Genomic DNA, 23982 nt, shown 5'->3' on the forward strand with positions numbered 1-23982 from the left:
GGCCGAGGCCCGTGCCGGTCTCGGCGGCGTGCTGACCTCCCTGACCTGCACGTGGATCAATCACCCCCACCACAACGCGGTCGCCGACTGCCAGCCGGTGGCACTCGCCACGGCCGCCCGCAGCGGACTCCGGGTCCCCCCGACCCTGATCACCAACGACCCTGCCGAGGCCCGCTCGTTCATCACATCGCTCCCCGACGGCCGGGCCGCCTACAAACCACTGGGGAACACCGCCCCCGGCGGACAGCGAGCCCTGTGGACAACACCGGTCACCGCCGACCAGCTCACCCCGGCCGTCCAGCTCACCGCCCACCTCTTCCAGGCATGGGTGGACAAAGCCTACGAGGTACGGCTCACCGCCGTGGACGACCATCTCTTTGCGGCGGAGATCCACGCCGGATCGGAAGCGTCCCGGGTGGACTTCCGCCGCGACTACGACGCACTCACCTACGCCACCTGCGACGACATCCCCCACACCGTACGCACCGGCGTCCGTCAGCTCATGTCCGCCTTCCGCCTGCGCTACGTCGCCATGGACTTTCTCGTTACCTCCAAGGGGGTGGTACGCGGTCGACGTCAACCCCAATGGCCAGTTTGCTTTTGTTGACCACTTGCGTGACCCCATCACCAGCGCCATCGCCGACGTTCTGCAAGAAGGAGAAACCGCGTGACCACGAGCATCGTCCCCGCCGACTCGGCCGAGGCCCGCCGACGCCTGGCCGACACCCTCACTGCCCAGGGCGCGCTGGCCCCGGGCTCCCCGTGGCACGCGGCCTTCGCCGAAACTCCCCGGGAGGTCTTCGTCCCCCGGTTCACCATCGCCGGACCGGACGGCCGGCGCGACATCGAACCCGGCGACCCTGGGTATCTCGGCGCCGTCTACGCCGACACCACCCTGACCATCCGCAGGGACAGCGCCGGAACCCCCGTCAGCTCCTCCAGCCAGCCCTCGCTCATGGCCCGCATGCTGGAGACGTTCACCGTCCCTGACGGCGCGCGGGTCCTGGAGATCGGCACCGGGACCGGCTACAACACGGCCCTGCTCTGCCACCGGTTCGGCGCGGGCCAGGTCACCAGCATCGATGTCGACCCCGACCTCACCGCCGCCGCCCGCGAGCGCCTGGCCGCAAGCGGCCACACTCCCCTCGTCCTGGCCGGCGACGGCATCGAAGGCCACGCCGGAGGAGCGCCGTACGAGGGGATCCTCGCCACCTGCGGCGTCGACCGGCTCCCGACCGCATGGCCCCAGCAGGTCCGCTCCGGCGGGCTCATCGTGACGAACATCGGCAACGGAGTAGCCACTCTCACCGTGGACGAGGACGGGAGCGCATCGGGCTCCTTCCTTCTGGACGACGCCATGTTCATGCGTGCCCGCCCCCACCCCGGCCACACGGCACCTGCCGCGAACCAGTTCACCGGCCTGATCATGAACAGCGCTGGCAACAGCAGGACCGAAGCCGCCCGGGTACCCATCGAAGAGGTGGTCCACGCCACCGCCCACGAGATCTGGATGCTGCACCACGACGTGCTCGCCATGACCTTCGACCCCGGCGGCCACACCGTGTTCGGCCTGGTCCACCCGCCAAGCGGGTCATGGGCCCGGATCACCCCTGACGGCGGCCAGGTCACGATCACCCACGCTGGGCCCCGGGACCTTTGGGCCGAACGCCTGGACCTCACCGCATCATGGATCACCGCCGACCGACCTGGTCCCAGTGCTTACACCCTCACCGTCAGCTCCTGCGGTGCACACACGATCAGGCGAACGGGGTCGTCCCCTGCGGTGTGGACGCTCTGACATCCACAGCAGTGCCCCGGTGCCCAGACACCGGGGCACTGCGGACTGACCACCGTGCCGCGTCTGCCCAGGCACCTGTGCCGCATCCCCCTTCGGACCGTGAGCAGATCGTAGAACCCGAGAGACTGGGGCTTCGGCTTCCGGTCGGCGGATGCCCGCCGGGGGCCGGTATCCCTCCTGCCGGCGACTGCTTGTCACCGTATCTGCGTCCGGGTCTTGAGTGCCCGGAACGAATACGACGGGTGAAAGAAGCACGAGCGATGGGACGGACCAGGTTCGACAGGGAGCTGGAGTATGCAGAGGAGTCTGTGACGGCGGGGATCGGCCGCCTCCGGCCTTGTCCACGTGCACGCTCTACACCCTGACTAAAGCCCGCTTTATCCTGAGAATGTCCTTCACTCTCACTTCTGGGGGTCAAGGGGTCGCAGGTTCACATCCTGTCGTCCCGACCAGCGTTCTCGCAGGTCGTAGGCGGTATCGGAGAAATCCGCTGCCGCCTTTCCGCCATTCTCGGGGACCAGGGACCAGGGACCAGGGACCGAGGACCGGGGACCACGGGGTCAGCCCTGGAGTTTCCTGTCCAGGAACCGGGTGATCGTGCCCATCACCTTCTGGGTGCTCCACATCCTGGCGGCCTCCGGATCGTTGAGGATGGGCAGATCCCCGTGGTCGGCGCCCTTGACGAGGTACCGGGCGCTCTCCACGTGCTTTCCTCTGAGGGCGTCGAGCTTGATCAGTGACTGACTGGACGAAATGATGCGGTCGCTGTCGCCGTGGAACAGGACGGTGGGCGCCGATGACCGGCTGAGGTACGTGGCGGGGTCCGCCGCGGCGTTCGCGGCGGGGTCCGTCACGACGGTTCCGCTGGAGTCAGGGCCGAAGACATAGGCGTTGACGGAGGTGCCGGGCGCCAGAATCGCGGCCCTGGTCTCCGCGTCGAAGTCGTCGGCGATCCTGGCGAGGTCGCCCGCGCCGAACTGGTCGACGACGGCCTGGACGGCGCTGCTCCGGTCGAGGTTGTCGCCCTGCTCGAACTCGGCCCTGCCGTTGGTCGCGCCCGTCATCGACGCCAGGTAGCCGCCCGCCGATTGGCCCCAGACCGCGACCTTGTCCGCGTCGATGCCCAGCTCACCGGCGTGGGCGCGCAGATAGCGGATCGCCGACTTCACATCCGCGACGCCGTCCCTGTAGGTGGAGCCGGTCCGCGTGGTCCGGTACTCGATGCTCGCCACGGCATAGCCCTGCTCGGCGATATAGGTGCGCTGGGCGAGGTTGCCCCTCTTGTCCGCCATGACGAACCCGCCGCCCGTGATGTAGACCACCAGCGGCTTCGGACCCCTCGTCTGCGGTATCTGAAGATCCAGCTTCAGGTCGACCTGCCGGCCCCCGGCGGTGGGCGACGCGTACACGATGTCCTGACGCGTGATCACCTGTGTGCTGCCGCACTGGATCTGCGGGCCGTTCGGCACGATGACCGTGCTGGACCTCGTACTGGCCGGCAGGACCGTCTTCGCGATCGGAATGGAGGTGCCGGGCGGCGGGCCGGGGGTGACGGGAGACGCCGGGCAGTCGGCCGCCGCCGTCGCGGCCACGAGTCCCAGCGCTCCGGTGGATGCCACGGGCCCCGCGGACGAGCATGCCGTCGCGCCCAGACCGAGCACCACGACCCCTGCGATCGCACCTAACCTGCCACGCACAGCCATAGTGACCTCCCAGTAAGTGGAGAAGGTATCTCCAGTTCGGGAACCGTAGCACCGTCGCGGTCGGAGTGCCAGGCCTCGACTCCCCCTGGGGGAAGGCCCGGAGACGGCGGAGGCGGGGCCGGGTCGCGGCCGCCCGGCCCCGGCCGGGTACGCGCGGCAGGTCACGCGCGAGCGGGGGCACCGGGGGCGGGTCCGGGCGGCAGGGCTACCCTGTGCTGCATGACGGAGAGGTCCCGGCAGAGCGATCCGGTCGAGGGCGGGCGCCCGCTGCGGCGGGATGCCGCCCGTAACCGCGAACGCATTCTCCACGCGGCACGTGAGGTCTTCTGCCAACAGGGGCTCGGGGTCACGCTCGACCACGTGGCCCGGCATGCGAAGGTCGGCGTCGGGACCGTCTACCGTCGCTTCCCCACCAAGGAGGCGCTCATCCGGGCCCTGTTCGAGCAGGATCTCCGGATGCGTCAGAAGGCCGCCGAGAGCGCGCTCGCCCACCCCGACCCCTGGCAGGGCCTGGTCGACTTCCTCGCCGGGACGACGGCCGACATCGCCGAGAACCGCGGTCTGTACGAGGTGCTCCTGCTGGGCGCGCACACATCCGGGCCCATCGACGCGGCACGCGGCGACATGCTGCCCTTCCTCGAAGCGCTGATCCTCCGGGCCCAGGCGAGCGGGGACCTCCGTCCGGAGGTGACTCCCTCCGACATTCCCGTCATTCAACACATGCTGCACGCCGCTGCCCAGTTCTCCCAGGGGCAGCAGCCGGATGTCTGGCGCCGTTACCTCGAAGTCCTCCTCAACGGGCTTCGCCGCCGCCCCGACGACCCCTCCCTGGCGACACCGAGCCTGAGCAACGAGGTGGTGGAGCGGGCGATGGGCATCGTCAGGCCCGAGTAGGCGCCGCCGGACCCCCCGCGCCCCGGTGACGGTCCGGGGCACGGACACGGCCGGTTCCCGGACCCCTCGGCGGACCGGCCGCAGGGGCGCGACCTCAGATGCCGCCCGGCGGGCCGGTCGTGCGGAAGCGGGTGCGGTACTCGGACGGCGTGGTGCCCAGATGGCGGGCGAAGGCCCGGCGCAGGGTCTCGTCGCTGCCCAGACCGCTGATGCGGGCGGCCGAAGTGACGCTGTGTCCGTCGAGGAGGAGCTGCTGCGCCCGGTCGAGGCGGACCCGTTCGAGCCAGCGGGCGGGCGTGGTGCCGAGTCCGTCGCGGAAGAGCCGGTTCAGGTGGCGGGGGCTGACGGCGGCGCGCGCGGCCAGAGCGGACAGGCTGTGGTCGGCCCCGGGGTCGGCGAGCACGCCGGCGATCAGTGAGCGCAGCGGGTCGCCGTGGGGCGGCGGGGTGGCGAGGGCGGTGGAGAACTGCGACTGTCCGCCGGGACGTTGCATGAAGACCACCAGTTCCCGGGCGACGGCCCGGGCCACGTCCGGGCCGTGGTCCTCCTCCACCAGCGCGAGGGCGAGATCGATGCCGGCGCTGACGCCCGCCGAGGTGAGATAGCGCCCGTCGCGGACATGGATGGCGTCGGGCTCGACCAGCGCCCGGGGGTAGCGGCGGGCGAGCGCTTCGGCGTGGCGCCAGTGGGTCGTCGCACGGTGTCCGTCGAGCAGACCCAGCTCGGCGAGGACGAACGCGCCGGTGCAGACGGACGCGACCCGCTCCGCGCGCTCGGCGAGGGCACGGGCGGTGTCGAGCAGCTCACGCTCGATGGGCCGCCGGGTGAGCCGGTCGCCCCCGGCGACCACCAGGGTGTGCGGCACCCCGGCCTCGGCCGCCGTCACCGTGCCGGTCAGCGCCAGTCCGGCGGAGCCGGCCACGGGGCCGCCGTCCGGCGAGACGAGGACGAGGTCGTAGGGCCGGGCGAGGCGGCCCGCCTGGTCCAGCACCTCGCAGGGGCCGGTGACGTCGAGCATGGTCACACCGTCGAAGACCACGAAGACGACCCGCCGCGGTCCCGGCCTCATGTCCGGATCCGGGGGTTCTCTGGCTGTGAGGACATGGCCCCAGCGTAGGCCGCCGGGGGACGGTGGTGGCACACCACCGATCCGGCGAACAGACAGGGACAGCCATGAGCGAGAAGATCGCGGGGGTACGGATCCCGGACAGCGCGCTGGTGCGCGAAGCGACCGAGCTGGTGCGGGAGACGGCCGGGCCGTTGCTGTTCCACCACTCCCGGAGGGTGTTCCTCTGGGGTGCGCTGCGCGGGCGTGAGCAGGGACTCGCCTTCGACGCGGAACTGCTCTACGTGGGCGCGATGTTCCACGACCTCGGTCTCACCGCGCGGCACCGTCGCACCGATCAGCGCTTCGAGATCGACGGCGCCGACGAGGCCCGCCGGTTCCTGCACGCCCACGGCATCACCGGCGAACCGGCCGACCGGGTCTGGACCGCCGTGGCCCTGCACACCACCCCCGAGGTCCCGCTGCGTATGGCACCGGAGATCGCCCTGGTCACGAGGGGCGTGGAGCTGGACGTCCTCGGCATCGGGTACGCGGCGGTGCCGGAGGCGCAGCGGGCCGCCGTCGTCGCGGCCCATCCGCGCCCGGACTTCAAGAACCGGATCCTCGCGGCCTTCGCCGAGGGCGTCCAGGATCGCCCGGACACCACCTTCGGCAACGTCAAGGCGGATGTGCTGGCGCACTGCGTACCCGGTTTCGTGCGCCGTGACTTCGTCGAGGTCATCAAGGAATCCGCCTGGCCGGAGTGAGGCGTGGACCCCGCATTCCAGCGGCACCGGGGAGGGGCGACCCGTCCCCGGCAGGGCCGTGCCACCACTGACCACGGAGCGCCCGCATGACATCAGCGAGGACAACGGCGTTACGGATTCCCGCGCTGTACTGCCCCTTCCCCGACCATGTCCATCCCGACGCCGCCGAGATCGACCGTGCGTCCCTGCACTGGCTCGACACCCACGGACTCCTGGCCGACCCCGCCGTACGGGCCCGCTTCGGCCGGTCGGGGATCGGCTGGCAGGCATCCCGTACGACACCGCATGCCGACACGGCGCTGGTGCAGCTGCACGCCGACTGGCAGATGTGGCTGTTCGCCTTCGACGACGTCCGCTCGGAGGAGGGCGGGGAGGAGGCCCGACCCGGTCCGATGGCACGGAGTCTGGCGACCTTCCTGCGGGTCCTCCAGGACCCGGGCACACCGGTGGGCGAGGAGGATCCCTTCACCGCGGCCCTGCGGGATCTGCGGTGGCGGCTGACGGCGGTGGCCGGCCGGGTGCAGGTGGACCGGTTCGTCACCTCGGTACTGGGTTACTGGTTCGCCCAGGTCTGGGAGGCCGTCAACCGGGCGGACGAGGTGTGGCCCACCGTCGAGGAGTACACGGCCATGCGCGTGCACACCGGCGCGGTGCCGACCTGTCTGGCACTGATCGACGTCATCGGCCGATTCGAGCTGCCGGCGACCGAGCTGGCGCGCCCCGATGTCCGGGAGCTGACCGCCAGGGCCGTCAACGTGGTCTGCTGGGCCAACGACATCCACTCCTACGAGAAGGAGGCCGCCCGCAGCAGGCACCCGGTCAACCTGCCCACGCTGCTGCACCGCCGTGACCGGGGCACGGTCCAGGAGGCGATCGACCTCGCCGCCGGGATGCACGACGCCGAGGTGGTGGCCTATCGCGACCTCCGCCCCCGGGTCCCGGCCGGCCCCGAGCTGGAGCGCTACCTCGCCGGCCTGGAGTCATGGATGCGCGGCAACCTGACCTGGTCGCTGTCGACCGGCCGGTACCACGGGACCTGACAGGGCCACCGGCTGCGGGCGTGCCCCGGTGTACATCCGTGCGTTCTGCCGGCACCGGGTTCCCGGGAAAAATGCGCGAGGCGATGGTGCGCGCGAATGACACGACTCATACCCGCGGGCGCTTTCGGCTCGTTCGGTGAATATCACGTACCGGTGGCCCGATCGGATTTCCCGGGGGAATTTCCGGTCCGGTCACCGGCCGTTGCTGCGGCGCTCTTACGGAAAACGTCGGCTTGTCGAGTCGTACAGCGGAAACCGGCCCGGCCGCCCTGTGCCTCCCTCTCCTCACCTCCCTGTCCCGGGGCGGGACGCGTGCCACAAAGAGAGAGGGAGTGCGGGCCCCGGAGGTTGTCTTGTCCGGCCGGTCATTTTCGAGGGCACCGAAGTCTGGCCGAAGGTCGCCGATGGTCGAGGTGCGGGTTTCCCTGGCGGGGCAACCCCGGCACGGCCCATCGGCGTCGGTGGGGGTGGCGGGGCGCCGCCTCCGGGCCCGTTCCCGCAGGTCCGCCTGCGACGTGTCCCGATGGACGGGCCGGGCTCCCGGCATGCGGAGCCGCTCGGCCGGGCCGAGGCGAATGCCCGATTCCGCACCTCATGTCAACCCTGTCGCCAGCACGGCGTTTTCAGCCATTCCCTTGGTTCCGCCGCCGGGAGGGGATTCTCTCCGTTCATGCAGGAAGGGCGAGTCCTGATCGTCTCCGGGCCGGCCGGACGGGATCGTGGAGACGGTGGAATCGGCCAGGGATTCCTCGCTTTTTCCAGGGGATTACCACTCGGAATTGAATTGTGATTCACGTCACACTTGCCGATTGCGAAAGGGCAGGAGACAGTTGTTTCGAGGAGTTCGGTGTGGAGGTCAACTGCTTCGGTTTCGGGCTCCTTTGTTTTCAACCCGGTGTCCTTGGGGATCCTCACAAGGGATTCGAGGGCGTCCACCCTCGTTGTGATGTGCGTGTCAGTAGAACCATTTTTTCGAGAGTTCGGCGGTAAACGTTCTTTGCGAGAAGGGAAGTTCCAGGTGGCTGATGCGGCCGTCGAGCAGCCGGCGGTTCCTGCGCGTGACCGATGTGCGGTGCGACGCCTCGGCATGTGAACCGACGCGGTCGCCCCGGATGCCAGGTGCTCGGTGTGGAGTGCCCTCTTCCCGGGAGCGGTGGCCCCGTGCCCACCCCGCCCCTGTGCGGGAGCCGGATGCCTCCGACAGGCGCCCTGTGTGTCCGAACCCGTAGGTCAATGACGACAGTCGGGTCACACGCCGTCCGTCGGACCGACCGCCCTCTCCCTTCCCCGGCCCCCGCCGGCCCCGCTGCCCATGGGCGCGGGACACCCTTGAGGCCGTGCCTGCCGCTTCCGCCGGAAGCGGCCCGGGGCCACTGTCGCGACTGCCGGCCCGGCCGGCCACGCGTGACATCAGACCCGGCGCCGGTGTGCGGCCGTCGCCGTTGGACGAGTACCCCGTGGACGACGACGTCCTCGGGCCGGAGCAGGACACCGTCCGTACCCGCTATCCACCGGCCTCCCCCGGACGCCTTCCGAGGTGGCCCGCCGATGACCGCACCCGTATTCCCGCTCGCGCGGCTTCCCCGCTCGCGCCGCCCCTTCCGCCGTTCGCGGCGCCGCTGATCCGCGTCGCGCGACGGGCTGCCCCGCGAGCCGTTCCCCGGATCCCCGCGACTGCCCGCCGGGTCCGTGCCCTCACCCCTCACCGCCCTTCACCACGACCAGAAGAACGGATGCACCGTGCCGGACCTCCCCACCGGACCCCCATGGCCGTCATGCGGCCTGTACGAACTGATCGCCCGACAGGCGGACCGCACCCCCGCCCGGGAAGCCGTGCGCTGCGGCCCGCACTCCCTGAACTACCGGGAACTCATCGGCGCCGCACAGACGGCCGCGGACCGCCTGGTCCGGCGCGGCGCCGGCCCGGGTGACCGGATCGCCGTGACCGTGGACCGCTCGGCCGACCTCCCCGTGGCCCTGCTGGCGGTGCTCCGCTCGGGAGCCGCCTTCGTCCCCGTCGACCCGGCCTACCCCCCGGAGCGGCAGGAGCACATGCTGCGGGACGCGGGCGCCCTGCTCACCGTCACGAACCGCCGGTGCGCCGACCGGGTCCGTACCCCCGGGGTCCTCGTCCTGGACGAGGAGGAGCCGGGCGCCCCGGCCGGCGGCACACCCGAAGCGCTCCGCCGCTCCGCCGGCCCCGAAGACCTCGCCTATCTGATGTACACCTCCGGCTCCACCGGCCGGCCCAAGGGCGTCGCCGTGGACCACCGCTGCCTCGTCAAGGGCGTGCTCGCCATGGCGTCCGTGGTCCGCCCCGGCCCCGACGACGTCTGGCTCGCGCTGACGTCGGCGTCCTTCGACCCCGTCCTGGTCGAACTGTTCCTCCCGTTGATGACCGGCGGGTCCGTGGTCATGGCCGAGGAACAGCAGATCCTCGACGGCCACGCGCTGGGCGAACTGCTGGACGGCAGCGGGGCGGACGTCCTCCAGGCCACACCGCTCATCTGGAGCATGCTCCTCGACGGCGGGTGGCGCGGCGGCCTGCGCGTCGCCCTGTGCGGCGGGGAGCCGCTCACGCCCTCCCTGGCGGCCGCACTGTCCCAAAGGTCCCGCGAGGTGTGGAACATCTACGGGCCGACCGAGACCACCATCTGGTCGACGGCCCATCGCGTCACCCCCGCCGACCAGGGCGTCGTCCCGGTCGGGCGGCCGCTCCCCGACACAGAGGTCCATCTCCTCGACGGGGACCGCCGGCCGGTCGTCCGCGGGGAGCGCGGAGAGGTCTGGATCGGCGGCGGCGGGGTCGCCCGGGGCTATGCCGGACAGCCCGCCCTCACCGCCGAGCGCTTTGTGCCCGACCCCTTCGGCCCGCCGGGAGGCAGGCTCTACCGCACCGGCGACCTGGGGCGGCAGCGCCCCGACGGGACCCTGGAACTCCTCGGCCGCGCGGACCACCAGGTCAAGATCCGTGGACACCGGGTGGAACCCGGGGAGATCGAGAGCTGGCTGGCGGAGGAGCCGTCCGTGGCGGAGGCGGTGGTCCTGCCCCGGCAGGACGGCGACCAGCTCCGGCTGGTGGCCTATGTGCGGCCGCAGCGGGGCGCCGTCTGCACGGAGGCCCGGCTCCGGGAGCACGCGGAGATCCGGCTGCCCCGCCCCATGCTGCCCGCCGCGTACCTCATGGTCGACACCTGGCCGCGCACCCCCAACGGCAAGATCGACCGGCGGGCGCTGCCGGAGCCGCCGGCCCGGGCGACGGGCCCGGCCACCGGACCGGGGGACGGCGGCGACGCGGCCCCGGACAGGAGCACGGACGGGAGCACGGACGGGACCGTTCGCACGCTCGCGGGCATCTGGCAGGAAGTCCTGAGCATCGGGACACCCCCCGCCCCCGGGGCCGACTTCTTCGCCCTGGGCGGCACATCGCTGGACATCATGCGCATGGTCACGAGCGTGCGCGCCCGCTTCGGAGTCCGGCTGAACGCGGCGCGGATGATGCGGGCGACGACCCTGGCCGACCAGGCGGCGCTGGTGGGAGCCGCCGTCACGGCCGCCGCCCCGGCCCCGGAACCCGCCCCGGAACCCGCCCCGGACACTGCCCCCGGCTCGCAGCCGTAACGCCCTTGTCTTCCCGCGGAGGCGGTCAAGCATGTCGAGAACCAGCACAACCAGAGCAACCCGAACAATCGAAGAGGCCACAGGGGTCGGAGAGATCCGTGCACTGCCCCCCATCCAGCGTCCGCTGTGGACCGCGAGCCGCATCACCCAGGATCTGCCGGTCTACACCGAGGCCGAGGGCTTCCGGCTGACCGGCCCCGTCGACCGGCCCGCCCTGATCCGCGCCCTGGACGCGCTGTACGCCCGGCACCCCGCCCTGCGTACCGTGGTCACGGAGGACGCCGACGGCCGGCCCCGGGTCCGCGTCCTGCCCGGCGACCCCTTCCCCCTGACCGAACTCGATCTGCGCGGACACGGCGCCGAGCGGGCCGCGGCGCTGGCGGAGCAGGCGGCCACCGAGGCGGCCCGTACCGTCTTCGACCTCGAAACCGGCCCGTTGGCCCGGGCCCGTCTGATCCGCTGCGACGAGGAGGAGTGGCTGCTCGTCCTCGTCCTGCACCATCTCGTCTGCGACGGCGACAGCTTCCGGACGCTCTTCGCCGAACTGGGCGCGCTCTACGCCGGGGACGCCCTTCCCGCACCCCACCCGGATCCCATCGGGGCCCAGGCGCGGCTGCGGGAAGAGGCCGGGGAGGAGCAGATCCGGGCCGACCTCGACCACTGGCACGGCCGGCTGACGGGCCTCCCGACGCACTCGGCCGGTCACGCCCCGGGCGAGGACCCCGGCCACGTCGGCCACCGCGGCGGCAGATGCCCGGTGCCGCTGGACGAGGACTGGTTCGACCGGGTGCGGGCCACCGCGGCGGCGGCGCGGGTCTCGCCGTTCGCCGTCGTCGCCTCCGCGCTGTCCGTCGTCCTGTCCCGGTTCACCCGCGGCGACGACGTCCTCCTCGGCACCACCGTGAACATGCGCGCCGACGCCGACGCGGAGGACGCGGTCGGCTACTTCATGAAGACCGTGCCGCTGCGGCTGCGGATCGACGAGTCCGCCCCCGCGGCCGATCTGCTGCGACAGACCCAGGAGGCGGTGCTCGACGCGATGGAGCACACGGCCGTCGAGTTCGACGAGATCCTGGCCGGGCTCGACCGCGTCGGCGACGCGCACACGCCGGTCTTCCGCAGCGCACTGGAACTGCACTACGCCCCCAGCGTCCTGCGGCTGCCGGGAGTGTCGGCGCGCCCGCTGCCGCTCGACCCCGGGACGGCGAAGTTCGACGTCAGCTTCCACCTCGCCGCCGCACCGGGGGCCCTGAGCTTCGTCGAGTACCGGACCGGGGTTTATGACGCGGCGACCGCCGAAGCCCTCGCCGGAGCGTTCCGCACCCTGCTGGACGGAGTGTGCGCGGCCGAGGACCCGACGCTGGAACAGCTGCCGCTCGTGGACCCGGAGGAGAGCGCCCCGGGCGCCGCCACGGCCGGGGACGGACCGGCCGGCCCGGCCCCCGGACGGTGCCTCGTCCCGCTGCCCGACGCCGTACGCGAGCGGGCCGCGCTCCACCCCGACCGGCCCGCCCTCGTCCTCGGCGCGGACGTCATCGGCTACGAGGAGTTCGTCCGGCGGGCGGACCGCGTCGGAGCCGCCGTCGCAGCGGCCGGAGCCGGACCCGGCGACGTCGTGGGCGTGGCGGTGCGCCGCTCGCCCGACCAGACCTGCGCCCTGTTCGGTGTCTGGTCGGCGGGGGCCGCCTGCGCGCCCCTCGACCCCGCTCTCCCGGCCGAGCGGCTCGGCACGATGATGCGGGCGGCGGGCATCCGCGTCGTCGTGACGGACGAAGGGGCCGAGGGGTCCCCGGCCTTCAGCGGCGTACGGACGGTCTCCCTGCGGGACCACGGCTCCCCGGGGCACGAGACGGCCCCCGGGGGACCCCCGGCGGCGAAGGTCACCCCCGAGGACGTGGCCTATGTGATCTTCACTTCCGGGACCACCGGCGTGCCGAAGCCCGTCGCGGTACGGCATCTCAGCCTCGCGGCGTTCGGACCGGCCATGGACCGGCTGGCCTTCGGGGAGCTGCCCGAGCCCTCCCGGGTCGCCGTCAACGCGCCGTTCTCCTTCGACGCCTTCTGGCAGAACACCCAGCTGCTGCGCTCGGGCCACACCCTCCACCCGGTGCCCGACGAGGTCCGGGCGGACCCCGAGGCCATGGTGGGCTTCCTCCGCGACCACGCCATCGACGTCCTGGACGGCACCCCCACCCATATCGTCTCCCTCGTCGACGCGGGTCTGCTCGACGGGGCCGCCCATGTCCCGTCCTGCCTGCTCCTCGGCGGCGAGGCGGTACCGCCCGCGCTGTGGCGGCGGCTCGCGGCGGCCCGTACCCGGGCGTTCAACGTCTACGGCCCGACCGAGTTCACCGTGAACGCCACCGGCGGCCGGATCGAGGACACCGGGGCCCGGCCCACCATCGGCCGCCCGCTCGCCGGGGTGACCGCACGGGTCCTGGACGCCCGGCGGCGCCCCGTACCGGTCGGCTTCCCCGGCGAACTGCACCTGTCCGGGCCGCAGCTGGCCGTCGGCTACCTCGGCCGGCCCGACCTCACCGCCGAGCGCTTCCACCGGGCGCCGGACGGGACGCGCGGCTATGCGACCGGTGACGTGGTCCGCGTGCTGGACGGGGGGAACCTCGAATTCCTGGGCCGGGCCGACGACCAGGTCAAACTGCGGGGCCACCGGATCGAACCGGGGGAGATCACGACCGTGCTGCGGTCCGTACCAGGGGTCGCGGACGCCGCCGTCGTCCTGGTCCGCCCCGGCACCCCCACGGCCGCCCTGCACGCGGCCCTCGTCCTGACGGACCCGGCGGCCGGACCGGACCCGGTCCGCGCCGTCGCCGTCGCCCGGCTCCCGGCGTACATGATGCCCTCGTCCTTCGCCGTCCTGCCGCGCCTCCCGCGGACCACCGCGGGAAAACTCGACCGGGCCGCCCTCGTCGCCGGTGCGGAGACCGACGGCCTGCGGACGGACACCCCGTCCCGTGAAGCCGGGGGAGCCGGGGAGGGCCATGAAGTCCCGGAGGTCCGGGGGATTCAGGGAACCCCCGGGGTGCAGGGGCGGCTGGCGTCCCTCTGGGCCCGGCTGCTGTGCCGCGAGACCGTCACCGCCGGGGACGACTTCTTCGCACTCGGCGGGAACTCGCTGCTCGCCTCCCGGCTCGTCCGCGAGGTCAGGGCGGAGTTCGGCATCCGTCTGCCGCTGGGCGCGGTCTTCGGCCGCCGCACCCTGGCGGCCATGGCCGAGGCGCTGGAGGCCGGGCCCGCCCAGGAGGGCCGGGACGGCGCCCCCGCCGCGGCCGACGGCCTGGTGGTCCCCCTCACCGGGGGCGCCGCGGCGGGCGGCGACCCCGCCCCGCTGGTGATGTTCCACCCGCTCGGCGGAACCCTCTACTCCTACCAGCCACTGCTCGGCCTGCTGCCGGACACCACGGCGGTATGGGGTGTGCGCTCGCCCACCGCCGCCGAGGCCGGACCCGAGGCCCCGGACGTCGCGAGCCTGGCGGCGCGGTACGCCGACGAGGTCGTCCGGCGGGTCCCCGCCCCGCGCCTGACGCTGTTCGGCTGGTCGCTCGGCGGCCTGATCGCCCTCGCGGTCGCCGCCGAACTGGAGGCGCGCGGCGTCCGGATCGACTTCGCCGAGATCTGGGACTGCGGCGTCGGCACCGAGGAACCCCCCGGCGACCGGGAGCCCCTGCGCCTGGCGCTGCGGGCGGCCTACGGCCCCGAGGCCCTGCTGCGGCACGCCCCGCTCGTCGGCCGGATCCTCGCCGGGGTCGCGGAGGGCGAACGGATCGACGCGGCATCCGTGCGCTCCGTCCAGGAGCGGACCCGGGCGCTCGGCACCGCGGCCGACAACGACGCGCTGCCCCGGCACCTCCGGGTGATCCGGCACCAGACGGAGCTGTTCCGGGAGTGGGAACCCCTGCCGCTGCACCTCCCGCTGCACGCCGTGTACGCCGGGCCCAGCCTGCGCGACGGCAGTGTCCCGCGTACCGACTGGGGGCGCTTCACCTCGGGCCCGTGGACCGAGGCCACGGTGGACGCCGACCACTACGCCATGATGCGGCCGCCCGGCCTCGGCGACACGGCGCGCGGACTGCTCGCCCGGCTGGCCGCCCGTGCCCCGCGGAAGGGGTGACGACGCCCCCACCGCAGGCGCACCGCAGGCCCCGGCGGCCCCGGCGGCCCCGTGAAGCCGCCGTACCCGACCACACCCCCAAGACCGCAGTACCCGACCGCACCGTGAACCAGGAGAACGAGAACGCCATGTATCTGACCATGCTCAAGTCCAAGATCCACCGAGCCACCGTGACCCAGGCCGATCTGCACTACGTCGGATCGCTGACCCTGGACGAGGACCTGATGACCGAGGCCGGTCTGCTGCCGGGCGAGAAAGTCGACATCGTCGACATCAACAACGGCAACCGGCTGTCGACCTATGTGATCAAGGGGCCGAAGGGGTCCGGGGTGGTCGGCATCAACGGCGCCGCCGCCCGGCTGATCGGCGTCGGTGACCTGGTGATCATCATCGCCTACCGGATGTGCCCGGAGGCCACGGCGGGGGAGACGGAACCACTCGTCGTCTTCGTGGACGAGCGCAACCGGGTCACCACGCTCGGCCAGGACCCGGCGGACCCCGGCGCCCTGCCCGGGGCGCGGCGCGGCGACGTCGTCCACACCACCGGCTGAGCCCACGCCCGAAGGGGGGGACGGACGGATGCCGCACCGTGCGGCGGGCACTGCCCGCCGCACGGTGCGGCTGTCCGGCGTGGTGGGGGCGGGAGCCGGGGGCGCCCCGGACCGAGGCGGGCACCAGGACCGGACGGGTGACGTCCGCTCCCGCGGAGTGAGTACACGGCCCAGGGCGGTGTGGCAGAGTCTGGCGCGGGCCATCGGTCCCGGCGGCACGAGGACGCGTGGCGCCATGTCCGGCCATCGGCCGGGGTGTTGAGGGGGACTGTGTGGCGCAAGTGATCGACGGCCGGTTCGAGTTGCTGGCCCGGCTCGGCGGCGGGGGCATGGGCCTCGTGTGGCGGGCGCGCGATCTGGCGCTCCACCGGGAGGTGGCCCTCAAGGAAGTGCGTCCACCGGATCCGGCACTGACCGAGTACGACCCCGACGGCGCCCGGGAGCTGCGCGCCCGCGTCCTGCGGGAGGCCAGGGCACTCGCCCGGGTCGACCACCCCCATGTCGTGACCATCCATCACATCGTGGACGGCGGCGAGGGCACATACCCGTGGCTGGTCATGGAACTGGTCACCGGAGGCTCGCTCCAGGACCGGCTCGGCCGGGGCGTCCTCACCCCGGGGGAGGCCGCCCGGCTGGGGCGCGGCGTACTGGCCGGGCTGCGCGCCGCGCACGACGCCGGCATCCAGCACCGGGACATCAAGCCCGCGAACGTCCTGCTGCGCCCGGACGGCCGCCCGGTCCTCACCGACTTCGGGATCGCGGCGATCCGCGACTCCACGGCCCTCACCGCCACCGGGTCCCTCATCGGCACACCCGACTACATGGCCCCCGAACGTGTCGCCGGCGAGGACGCCGGACCGGCGGCCGACCTCTGGTCGCTCGCCCTGATGCTGTACGCCGCCGTCGAAGGACGCAATCCGCTGCGCCGGGCGAACACCCTGGCCACCCTCGCGGCGGTGCTCAGCGAGGACGTACCGCCGCCGACCTCGGCGGGCCCGCTGACCGGTGCGCTGACGGCCGTACTCGTACGGGACCCGGGAGCACGGCCCACCGCCGGGGAACTGGACGGCCTGCTGGCGCGGGCCGAGTCCGACGCAGAGGCGGGGGCCGGGGCGGAGCCGGTGGCCGGCGGGCGCGACACGCCGACCTCGTACCCCCTCGCGCCCCCGGACCGGACTCCCTCCGCCGACGTCCCCCCGGCCCCGGCCCCGGCGCAGTCCACGCCGGTGGCGCAGGCGCCACAGCCGCCACGGCCGTCCGTCCCTGTCCCGGCCTTCTGGCGGCGGCGCCGCTGGGCGGTGGCCCTCACCGCCGTACCGCTCGCGGGCGTCCTCCTGTGGACCCTGCTCCCGGAGGGCGACAACGGCGACGACAAGCCGGCCGGTGGCGAGCCGGCCGGTGGCGAGTCGGCCGACAGCCAGAAGATCACCATCGGGATCAAGTTCGACCAGCCCGGCCTGGGGCTCAAGACGTCCGACACGTACACGGGCTTCGACGTGGACGTGGCGACCTACATCGCCCGTGAACTCGGCCACGACCCCGAGGACATCGTCTGGAAGGAGGCCATGAGCGCCGAGCGGGAGCGGATGCTGACGAGCGGGGAGGTCGACTACGTGGTGGCCACCTACACCATCAACGAGAAGCGGAAGCAGGAAGTCGACTTCGTCGGCCCCTACCTCGTGGCCGGACAGGACGTCCTGATGAGCGTGACCCAGACGGCCATCGTCCGGCCCGCCGACCTGAACGGCAAGAAGGTCTGCGGGCCCACGGGTTCCAGCACCCTGCTGAACATCCGGACGAGGGTCGCCCCGGAGGCCGTGATCGAGGAGCGCCCCAGCTACACCCGGTGCCTGACCGATCTGTCGCGGGGTGCCGTGGACGCCGTCACGGCCGACGACGCCATCCTCGCCGGGTACGCCGCCCAGAACCCCGACAAGTACCGGCTCGGGGGCTTCCGGCTCACCGAGGAGCGCTACGGGATCGGGGTGCCGAAGGGCAGCCATCTCAAGGCGGGGATCGAGGCCGCGCTGAAGAAGATGGAGACCAGTAAGGAGTGGATCAAGTCGCTGGAGAAGAACCTTCCGCAGCTCCAGCGGGGCAGACCGCTCTCGTGACCGCCGGCGGGGCCCCACCCGCCCCGCCGGCGATCAGCTGTCGAAGTCGACGGTCAGGCTGTCCGACGCCGGATACGACTGGCAGGTGAGGACATAGCCGGCGTCGACCTCCGAGGGCTCCAGCGCGAAGTTCCGCCGCATGTCGGCCCTGCCGTCGGTGACCAGCGCACGGCAGGTCCCGCAGACGCCGCCCTTGCAGGCGAAGGGCAGGTCGGGGCGGACCTGCTGGGCCCCGTCCAGCACCGACCGCCCCCGGGGCAGGGCCGACGTGGTGGAGCGGCCGTCGAGCGTGATCGTGACCTGGCTGACGGGCCCCTCGGCGGTGGGCTCCTCGTGCCGCGCCTCCCGCACCGGCTCGTCGTCGGCGTAGAAGAGTTCCTGGTGGACGCGGTCGCCCGGCACCCCCAGGCCCTTGAGGACCCGCTGCGCGTCCCGGACCATCCCGTGCGGGCCGCAGAGCCACCAGTGGTCGGCGCTCCCCACGTCGACCAGGGAGCCGACGAGCGCGGCGAGCCGGTCGCCGTCGAGGCGGCCCGACAGGACCTCGGCCTCGCGGGGCTCGCGGGACAGGATGTGCGCCAGCTCGAACCGGCTCGGGTACAGATCCTTCAGATCCGCCAGCTCGTCGGTGAACATCACCGTCCCCGTGCGCCGGTTCCCGTAGAAGAGCGTGACGGACGAGCGGGAGTCGGCGGCCAGGACGGATTCGGCGATGGAGAGCATCGGCGTGATCCCGGAGCCGGCCGCGATCAGCACATGGTGGCCCGGGACGGTCAGGTCGGGTGTGAAGGCGCCGGTCGGTGCCATCACCTCGACCGTGTCGCCGGGGCGCACCTCGCGCACCAGCCAGGAGGAGAACAGCCCGCCCGGCACCATCCGCACCCCGATCCGGGGCTCCGCGCCGACGGGGGAGCAGATGGAGTACGAACGGCGCTCGTCCCGGCCGTCGATCTCGCGCCGCAGGGTCAGGGACTGGCCGGCGGCGAACGCGAACTCCTCCGCCAGAGCGGGCGGTATCACGAAGCCCACCGCCGCCGCGTCCGCGCAGAGCGGCTGGACGGAGGCGACCCGCAGGGCGTGGAAGACCGGACGGCGGCGCACCCGCGGGCGCGGTGCCTGGGCGGGGGCGGCGGGGGCCGCCGCGCCCATCGGGCCTGTCATCAGATCTCCTTGAGGTACTCGAACGGCTCGCGGCAGGTACGGCAGCGCCACAGCGCCTTGCAGGCGGTGGCGGCGAAGCGGGAGGTCTCCTCGGTCTCCGCCGAGCCGCAGCGGGGACACGGGACCGTGCGGCGGGTGGGCGTGAGGACCAGCGGCACCGGGCCCCGGACCGCAGGGGGGGCCGCCCCCGGCGGGGCGATGCCGTGGTCGGCGAGGGTGCGGCGGCCCGCCGGGGTGATCCAGTCGCTGGTCCACGGCGGGGAGAGGCAGGTCCGGATCTCCACCCGCTCGAAACCGGCGTCCCGCAGCCGCGCGGCCACGTCCGCCCGCATCTCCGCCATGGCCGGGCAGCCCGAGTAGGTCGGCGTCAGGCTCGCGACCACCGTCCCGTCCGGCAGCACCTCGACGTCCCGCAGGACACCGAGGTCGGCCAGGGTCAGCATGGGCAGCTCGGGGTCGGGCACCTGCCCGGCGATCCGCCGGGCCCGCCGCGTGGTGAGATCGGTGGTGGTCACCATGTCGCCTCCGGGTGGGCGCGGGCCACGCTCTGCAACTCGGCGAGCAGCGGCGCGAGGTGCTCGGTGTGGTCGCCGTCGCGGCCCGACCCCGGCCGGGGCGACCAGTCGGGCAGGGGCACCCGGGCCGCCTCCGTGACCTGCCGCAGTACGGCGACGACCTCGTCCCGCGCGTCGTACGCGGCGAACAGCTCCTCCACCCAGGGGCCGGTGTCCGCCAGGGCGGCGCGGGTGCGGCGGTGCGACTCCTCGGTCCCGTCACCGAGCCGCACCAGCCACTCGGCCGCGTACTGCCGGTGGTAGGCCAGCTCCTTGACGCCCTTCGCGGCGATCGCCGCCAGGACGGGATCGGGGTGCGCGGACAGCTCCGTCAGGTGGGCGAGCCGCCAGCTCGACAGCACCAGCAGCCGTACGATCGTGAACGCGAAGTCCCCGCGGGGAAGTTCGGTCAGCCGCACGCACCGGAACTCCGGGGCGTCCCGGAAGTAGGCGTACGCGTCCTCCCCGCGCCCGCTGCCGTCGACCTGGCCGGTCCGCGCGTACAGCAGCCGGGCCTGGCCGAGGAGGTCGAGCCCGATGTTCGCGAGCGCCACCTCCTCCTCCAGCTCCGGCGCGCGGGTGGTCCACTCGGCCAGCCGCTGCGCCGAGACCAGGGCATCGTCGGCGAGGGCCGTGCACAGCGCGGCCAGCGGGCCGGCGTCGACGCCCTCGGGCACGGTGGTGTCCACCCCGTGCAGGGGGTCCTCGAACCCGGTGCCGTACGCCCAGCGGCTGTCGTCCTCGTGCCCCTCGACGAGGGTGAGGTAGACGTGGTCGTCGCTCATGCCCTGCTCCTCAGATGTGCGGGACGTCGTCGGGGATGTCGTAGAAGGTGGGGTGGCGGTAGACCTTGTCCGCGCTCGGGGAGAAGAAGGGGTCCTTCTCGTCGCGGGTGGAGGCGGCGATGTGCTCGGAGCGCACCACCCACAGGGACACGCCCTCGTTCCGCCGGGTGTACAGGTCGCGCGCGTGGGTGAGAGCCATGGCGTCGTCCGCCGCGTGCAGCGAGCCCACGTGGACGTGGTTCAGTCCCCGCTTGCCGCGGACGAACACCTCGTACAGTGGCCAGTCGCCCCGGACGGTGTCGCTCATGCCGCCGCTCCCTTCCGTGCGCGGGCCGCCTGCTTGGCGGCGTGGGCGGTGGCCGCCTCCCGGACCCAGGCGCCGTCCTCATGGGCGGACCTGCGGCGCTCCACCCGCTCGGTGTTGCAGGGGCCGTCGCCGTGGATGACGCGCTGGAGTTCGGACCAGTCGGGGGTGCCGAAGTCGTGGTGGCCGCGCTCCTCGTTCCAGCGCAGCTCGGGGTCGGGCAGGGTCACGCCCAGCTTCTCGGCCTGGGGGACGGTCATGTCGACGAACCGCCGGCGCAGTTCGTCGTTGCTGTGGCGCTTGATCTTCCACGCCATCGAGGCGGCCGAGTTGGGCGAGTCCCCGTCGGGCGGGCCGAACATCATCAGCGACGGCCACCACCAGCGGTCCACCGCGTCCTGCACCATCTCCCGCTGGGCGGCGGTGCCGCGCATCATCGTCATCAGCAGCTCGTAGCCCTGCCGCTGGTGGAAGGACTCCTCCTTGCAGATCCGTACCATCGCGCGGGCGTAGGGCCCGTACGAGCTGCGGCACAGCGGCACCTGGTTGCAGATCGCCGCGCCGTCCACGAACCAGCCGATCACTCCGATGTCCGCGAAGGACCCGGTCGGGTAGTTGAAGATCGACGAGTACTTCTGGCGGCCTTCGATCAGCCGCCGGGTGAGGTCCGCGCGGTCGGCGCCGAGGGTCTCGGCCGCCGAGTAGAGGTAGAGGCCGTGCCCGGCCTCGTCCTGGACCTTCGCGAACAGGATGGCCTTGCGGCGCAGCGACGGCGCCCGGCTGATCCACTCGCCCTCGGGCTGCATGCCGATGATCTCGGAGTGCGCGTGCTGCGCGATCTGGCGGACGAGCGTCCCGCGGTAGCCGTCGGGCATCCAGTCGCGCGGCTCGATCCGCTGGTCCCGCGCGATCGTCGCGTCGAAATGCTCCTGGAGCGGCGCTTCGGCGGAGTGTGCGGCGTGTGTCGTGGTCATCGATACCAGCTTCCCTACCGACCATTCGTTCGGTACTAGTGTGACGTGTTCGACCCGGCCGGGCAAGACCCGGGAGCGTGCGAGACCCGGGAGCGGCGAGACCTTCAGGGTCGCGCGCTCAGAGCCATGCGCTCAAGGGCATGCGCTCAGGGGTGCGTCCTCAGGGCCACGCGTAGAACCCCTGCCCGCTCTTGCGGCCCAGCTCGCCCCGGGCGACCTTCTCGCGGAGCAGCTCCGGCGGCGCGAAGCGGTCACCGAGCGTGGCGTGCAGATGCTCCGCGATGGCCAGGCGTACGTCCAGGCCGACCAGGTCGGTCAGGCGCAGCGGGCCCATCGGGTGCCGGTAGCCGAGGCGCATCGCGTCGTCGATGGCCTCCGGTTCGGCGACCCCCTCCGCCACCATGCGGATGGCCTCCAGGCCCAGCGCCACCCCGAGGCGGCTGCTGGCGAACCCGGGGGAGTCCCGGACCACCACGTCCTTCTTGCCGAGTGCGTGCGTCCAGGCCAGCGCCGCCCGTACCGTTTCGTCGCCGGTCCCCGGCGCGCGCACGATCTCGATCAGCTCGGAGGCCGGGACCGGGTTGAAGAAGTGCATCCCGACGAAGCGGGCGGGGCGGGAGAGGGCCGAGGCCAGCTCGGTGACCGACAGTGAGCTGGTGTTCGTGGCCAGGACCGCCCCGGGGCCCACGGCCCGCTCGGCGGCCGCCAGCAGCCGCGCCTTCAGCGCGGCGTCCTCGGGCACGGCCTCGACCACCAGGTCCGCCGTCGCGGGCAGCGCCGCCACCGACTCCACCACGGTGACCCGGGCGAGCACCCGCTCGACGGGCTCCGTGAGCGCGCCCCGCTCCGCCGCCCGCCGCAGCCCGCCGGCGACCCGCTCCAGGGCCGCCGCCGCTGCCCCGGCACCGCCCTCGACCACGGTCACGTGTGAACCCGCCGCAGCGAACGACTGGGCGATGCCGGCGCCCATCCGGCCCCCGCCGATCACACCGACCACCGCCGGAGCGGCCTCCCGGTCCACGCGCGTTCCCCTGTCCCCGCCGTCGGTGCCGTCTGCCGTGCTCATGCCCTGCTCCCTTCCCGGTGCCGTTCCCGCTCTCCGTGGCCGCGTTCCCGCGAGCCCGTCCCACGCGTCACACCCGCTCCACCAGCATCGCCACGCCCTGTCCGACGCCCACACAGAGCGTGGCCAGCCCCCGGCGCGCGTCCTCGCGCTCCAGCCGCCCCAGCAGGGTGAGCAGGATCCGTGCCCCCGAGCAGCCCAACGGGTGCCCCAGGGCGATGGCCCCGCCGTCGGCGTTGACCCGCTCCTCGTCCAGCTTCAGCCGCCGCACCACCGCGAGCGCCTGGGCGGCGAACGCCTCGTTCAGCTCGACCGCGTCGAGATCCTCCGTCCGCCAGCCCGCGCGGGCGAGCGCCTTCTCGGTGGCGGGGACCGGGCCGAGACCCATCAGATGGGGCTGGACCCCGGCCGAGGCGGAGGTGACGATCCGGGCCCGGGGAGTGAGCCCGTACCGCCGTACCGCCTCGGCGCCCGCCACCACCAGCGCGGTGGCGCCGTCGGAGAGCGGCGACGCCGAGCCCGCGGTGACGATGCCGTCGGCGCGGAAGAGGGGCCGCAGGCCCGCCAGCTTCTCCGGTGTGGTGGTGGGGCGCGGACCCTCGTCGCGGGTCACCTCGCCGTCCCGTACGGGAACGGGCACGATCTCGCGGTCGAAGCGGCCGGCCCCCTGCGCGGCGACGGCCCGCCGGTGGCTGCGGAGCGCGAACGCGTCGGAGTCGGCGCGCGTGATGCCGTCGAGCGCGGCCACCTCCTCCGCCGTCTCCCCCATGGACAGGGTGATCCGCCCCGTCCCCGCACCGGCGGCCCGGTCGGCGTCCCGGAAGCTCGGGTTGGTGAACCGCCAGCCCAGCGAGGTGTCGTGGACCTCTCCCGGCTTGGCCCACGGGGTGCCGGGCTTCTCCATCACCCACGGCGCCCGGGTCATCGACTCCACGCCGCCCGCGACGACCACCTCGGCCTCGCCGGAGCGGATCGCCTGCGCCGCCGACGCCACCGCCGTCAGGCCGGAGGCGCAGAGCCGGTTGACGGTGTATCCGGGCACGGTGTCCGGGAGCCCGGCGAGCAGCACCGCCATGCGGGCCACGTCGCGGTTGTCCTCGCCCGCCTGGTTCGCGGCCCCGAGGATCACCTCGTCCACGGCCGCGCCGGGGACGCCGGCCCGGCGGACGGCCTCGCCGACGACCAGGGCCGCCAGGTCGTCGGGGCGTACGGAGGCCAGTGCGCCGCCGTAACGGCCCTGGGGGGTACGGGCTCCGTCGATCAGGTAGACCTCATCGGGCATGGCTGGACTCCTCCACGGGAACGGGCCGAGCGGTGGGCAGGGGGTGGGCGGGGGATTCCCCGGCCGGTCCGGTCGGCAGGTCACTCGGCATGGATCACACCTCTTGACAGGCAAACGGTAGGGCTGGATTACTGGGCGTGCCGCACGCTAACCGAATGTTCGGTCGGGAGGCAAGGCCGCGGACCCGGCGAGGCGGG

The 23982-nt window shown here is 73.1% G+C and carries 18 protein-coding genes; 9 read left to right on the top strand and 9 right to left on the bottom strand.

Features of this window, described 5'->3' with window-relative positions:
* The first annotated feature begins 28 nt into the window (after window positions 1–28).
* Window positions 29–607, top strand: coding sequence for a hypothetical protein (locus tag SYYSPA8_RS00240; RefSeq protein WP_323444794.1), 579 nt, complete (start codon window positions 29–31; stop codon window positions 605–607).
* Window positions 608–667: 60 nt separating this feature from the next.
* On the top strand, window positions 668–1798 hold the full coding sequence (locus tag SYYSPA8_RS00245) for a methyltransferase domain-containing protein (protein ID WP_323444795.1): 1131 nt from the start codon (window positions 668–670) through the stop codon (window positions 1796–1798).
* Window positions 1799–2358: 560 nt separating this feature from the next.
* Here SYYSPA8_RS00245 and SYYSPA8_RS00250 read toward each other — a convergent pair.
* On the bottom strand, window positions 2359–3417 hold the full coding sequence (locus SYYSPA8_RS00250) for an alpha/beta hydrolase (protein WP_323444796.1): 1059 nt from the start codon (window positions 3415–3417) through the stop codon (window positions 2359–2361).
* A 303-nt stretch (window positions 3418–3720) separates the two neighbouring features.
* On the opposite strand from SYYSPA8_RS00250, the gene SYYSPA8_RS00255 reads away from it, so the two are divergent.
* Window positions 3721–4395 (top strand): TetR/AcrR family transcriptional regulator, encoded by a 675-nt coding sequence (locus SYYSPA8_RS00255; RefSeq protein WP_323444797.1) that lies wholly within the window; start codon window positions 3721–3723, stop codon window positions 4393–4395.
* A 94-nt stretch (window positions 4396–4489) separates the two neighbouring features.
* On the opposite strand, the gene SYYSPA8_RS00260 is transcribed toward SYYSPA8_RS00255, so the two are convergent.
* Window positions 4490–5464, bottom strand: coding sequence for a GlxA family transcriptional regulator (locus SYYSPA8_RS00260; RefSeq protein ID WP_323444798.1), 975 nt, complete (start codon window positions 5462–5464; stop codon window positions 4490–4492).
* Window positions 5465–5568: 104 nt separating this feature from the next.
* Here SYYSPA8_RS00260 and SYYSPA8_RS00265 point away from each other — a divergent pair, with 104 nt between their 5' ends.
* The 6 genes from SYYSPA8_RS00265 to SYYSPA8_RS00290 all read left to right on the top strand — a co-directional run bounded on the left by SYYSPA8_RS00265 (window position 5569) and on the right by SYYSPA8_RS00290 (window position 17662).
* On the top strand, window positions 5569–6207 hold the full coding sequence (locus SYYSPA8_RS00265) for an HD domain-containing protein (RefSeq protein ID WP_323444799.1): 639 nt from the start codon (window positions 5569–5571) through the stop codon (window positions 6205–6207).
* Window positions 6208–6293: 86 nt separating this feature from the next.
* Window positions 6294–7247: a terpene synthase family protein gene (locus SYYSPA8_RS00270; RefSeq protein ID WP_323444800.1), complete on the top strand. Its 954-nt coding sequence runs from the start codon at window positions 6294–6296 to the stop codon at window positions 7245–7247.
* 1740 nt (window positions 7248–8987) lie between these two features.
* Window positions 8988–10868: a non-ribosomal peptide synthetase gene (locus tag SYYSPA8_RS00275; protein ID WP_323444801.1), complete on the top strand. Its 1881-nt coding sequence runs from the start codon at window positions 8988–8990 to the stop codon at window positions 10866–10868.
* A 31-nt stretch (window positions 10869–10899) separates the two neighbouring features.
* Complete coding sequence (locus tag SYYSPA8_RS00280) at window positions 10900–14997, top strand: non-ribosomal peptide synthetase (protein WP_323444802.1); 4098 nt, start codon at window positions 10900–10902, stop codon at window positions 14995–14997.
* A gap of 128 nt (window positions 14998–15125) precedes the next feature.
* Window positions 15126–15548 carry an aspartate 1-decarboxylase gene (gene panD / locus SYYSPA8_RS00285; RefSeq protein ID WP_323445488.1) on the top strand — a complete coding sequence of 141 codons (423 nt, stop codon included), beginning with the start codon at window positions 15126–15128 and terminating at the stop codon, window positions 15546–15548.
* 272 nt (window positions 15549–15820) lie between these two features.
* Window positions 15821–17662 (top strand): bifunctional serine/threonine-protein kinase/glutamate ABC transporter substrate-binding protein, encoded by a 1842-nt coding sequence (locus SYYSPA8_RS00290; RefSeq protein WP_407705878.1) that lies wholly within the window; start codon window positions 15821–15823, stop codon window positions 17660–17662.
* A 33-nt stretch (window positions 17663–17695) separates the two neighbouring features.
* On the opposite strand, the gene paaE is transcribed toward SYYSPA8_RS00290, so the two are convergent.
* From paaE to SYYSPA8_RS00325, 7 genes are all read right to left on the bottom strand, one after another.
* Window positions 17696–18823, bottom strand: coding sequence for a 1,2-phenylacetyl-CoA epoxidase subunit PaaE (gene paaE / locus SYYSPA8_RS00295; RefSeq protein ID WP_323444803.1), 1128 nt, complete (start codon window positions 18821–18823; stop codon window positions 17696–17698).
* Complete coding sequence (paaD, locus tag SYYSPA8_RS00300; RefSeq protein WP_323444804.1) at window positions 18823–19341, bottom strand: 1,2-phenylacetyl-CoA epoxidase subunit PaaD; 519 nt, start codon at window positions 19339–19341, stop codon at window positions 18823–18825. Before paaD ends, paaE begins: the two co-directional genes overlap by 1 nt.
* Window positions 19335–20162 (bottom strand): 1,2-phenylacetyl-CoA epoxidase subunit PaaC, encoded by an 828-nt coding sequence (gene paaC, locus SYYSPA8_RS00305; RefSeq protein ID WP_323444805.1) that lies wholly within the window; start codon window positions 20160–20162, stop codon window positions 19335–19337. Before paaC ends, paaD begins: the two co-directional genes overlap by 7 nt.
* A gap of 10 nt (window positions 20163–20172) precedes the next feature.
* Window positions 20173–20469: a 1,2-phenylacetyl-CoA epoxidase subunit PaaB gene (paaB, locus tag SYYSPA8_RS00310; RefSeq protein WP_323444806.1), complete on the bottom strand. Its 297-nt coding sequence runs from the start codon at window positions 20467–20469 to the stop codon at window positions 20173–20175.
* Window positions 20466–21440: a 1,2-phenylacetyl-CoA epoxidase subunit PaaA gene (paaA, locus tag SYYSPA8_RS00315; RefSeq protein ID WP_323444807.1), complete on the bottom strand. Its 975-nt coding sequence runs from the start codon at window positions 21438–21440 to the stop codon at window positions 20466–20468. Before paaA ends, paaB begins: the two co-directional genes overlap by 4 nt.
* A 160-nt stretch (window positions 21441–21600) precedes the next feature.
* A complete protein-coding gene (locus tag SYYSPA8_RS00320; RefSeq protein ID WP_323444808.1) occupies window positions 21601–22506 on the bottom strand; it encodes a 3-hydroxyacyl-CoA dehydrogenase family protein in 906 nt (301 codons plus the stop codon).
* 67 nt (window positions 22507–22573) lie between these two features.
* Window positions 22574–23785 (bottom strand): thiolase family protein, encoded by a 1212-nt coding sequence (locus SYYSPA8_RS00325; RefSeq protein ID WP_323444809.1) that lies wholly within the window; start codon window positions 23783–23785, stop codon window positions 22574–22576.
* Window positions 23786–23982 lie beyond the last annotated feature (197 nt).

It is taken from the genome of Streptomyces yaizuensis (assembly GCF_034961445.1).
Lineage (GTDB): Bacteria > Actinomycetota > Actinomycetes > Streptomycetales > Streptomycetaceae > Streptomyces > Streptomyces yaizuensis.